The organism is Alkalihalobacillus sp. BA299, assembly GCF_017745675.1.
GTDB lineage: Bacteria > Bacillota > Bacilli > Bacillales > Bacillaceae_F > Alkalihalobacterium.
In genome coordinates this window covers 1-1,280 of record NZ_JAFLJM010000052.1, presented here as the reverse complement: position 1 = coordinate 1,280, position 1,280 = coordinate 1, and the positions used below count along the sequence as shown (strand labels likewise).

The 1,280-nt window shown below is 48.6% G+C and carries 9 tRNA genes and 1 rRNA gene; all 10 read left to right on the top strand.

Going from position 1 to position 1,280, the window contains the following annotated elements:
• The first annotated feature begins 10 nt into the window (after positions 1-10).
• Positions 11-126: ribosomal RNA gene (rrf, locus tag J0N78_RS25445) — 5S ribosomal RNA — on the top strand.
• Between the two features lie 8 nt (positions 127-134).
• A tRNA-Val gene (locus J0N78_RS25440) sits at positions 135-210 on the top strand.
• Positions 211-310: 100 nt separating this feature from the next.
• Positions 311-386 (top strand) — tRNA-Thr (locus J0N78_RS25435).
• 21 nt (positions 387-407) lie between these two features.
• Positions 408-483: transfer RNA gene (locus J0N78_RS25430), tRNA-Lys, on the top strand.
• An 8-nt stretch (positions 484-491) separates the two neighbouring features.
• Positions 492-575 (top strand) — tRNA-Leu (locus J0N78_RS25425).
• An 8-nt stretch (positions 576-583) separates the two neighbouring features.
• A tRNA-Gly gene (locus J0N78_RS25420) sits at positions 584-658 on the top strand.
• A 16-nt stretch (positions 659-674) separates the two neighbouring features.
• A tRNA-Leu gene (locus tag J0N78_RS25415) sits at positions 675-763 on the top strand.
• Positions 764-766: 3 nt separating this feature from the next.
• A tRNA-Arg gene (locus tag J0N78_RS25410) sits at positions 767-843 on the top strand.
• A 6-nt stretch (positions 844-849) separates the two neighbouring features.
• Positions 850-926 (top strand) — tRNA-Pro (locus J0N78_RS25405).
• 9 nt (positions 927-935) lie between these two features.
• Positions 936-1,011: transfer RNA gene (locus tag J0N78_RS25400), tRNA-Ala, on the top strand.
• The last annotated feature ends 269 nt before the right edge of the window (positions 1,012-1,280 follow it).

Genomic DNA, 1,280 nt, shown 5'->3' with positions numbered 1-1,280 from the left:
ATCCGTAGAGTCTAGTGGCGATAGCGAAGAGGCCACACCCGTTCCCATGCCGAACACGGAAGTTAAGCTCTTCAGCGCCGATGGTAGTTGGGGGCTTCCCCCTGTGAGAGTAGGACGTCGCTAGGCATATGTATGGAGGATTAGCTCAGCTGGGAGAGCACCTGCCTTACAAGCAGGGGGTCGGCGGTTCGAGCCCGTCATCCTCCACCATTTTAGACGTTAAAAACTTAGAAGTAGGAAGTTAGAGAGTCTTTCTTAGAAGCTTTACAATTAATCCAACCTTCTATATCTAAGTACTAATACCTAGTTTGCCGGTGTAGCTCAATTGGTAGAGCAACTGACTTGTAATCAGTAGGTTGGGGGTTCAAGTCCTCTCGCCGGCACCAGAAATATAATATGTTTTGTTTGAGCCATTAGCTCAGTTGGTAGAGCATCTGACTTTTAATCAGAGGGTCGAAGGTTCGAGTCCTTCATGGCTCACCATTTATAATGCGGGTGTGGCGGAATTGGCAGACGCGCTAGACTTAGGATCTAGTGTCTTTGACGTGGGGGTTCGAGTCCCTTCACCCGCACCAAACAAAACGCGGAAGTAGTTCAGTGGTAGAACATCACCTTGCCAAGGTGAGGGTCGCGGGTTCGAGTCCCGTCTTCCGCTCCAAATAAATGTCTGCTTTGCCGGGGTGGTGGAATTGGCAGACACACAGGACTTAAAATCCTGCGGTAGGTGACTACCGTGCCGGTTCAAGTCCGGCCCTCGGCACCATTTGCGCCCTTAGCTCAGCTGGATAGAGTGTTTGACTACGAATCAAAAGGTCGGGAGTTCGAATCTCTCAGGGCGCACCATTATTACGGGAAGTGGCTCAGCTTGGTAGAGCACCTGGTTTGGGACCAGGGGGTCGCAGGTTCAAATCCTGTCTTCCCGACCATTCAATTAAGGGGCCTTAGCTCAGCTGGGAGAGCGCCTGCCTTGCACGCAGGAGGTCAGCGGTTCGATCCCGCTAGGCTCCACCAATGTTTTTTAAAAAAGTGTTGACATCTATTTTGTATCTTGTTAAGATAGAGAAGTCGCTTTTAAGACACTAAAAAGTTCTTTGAAAACTGAACAAAAAGCCAAGCGAAATAAAGAGATACATGATATCTCGTCAATGTTTTAAAAACGTCACAGTGATGAATGATCTTCGATTAAGAACGCGAACGTCCTGTTCGCAACATCGAAGCCACCACATCCTGTGGAAGTGAGCTTAATCAAACACTTTTATGGAGAGTTTGATCCTGGCTCA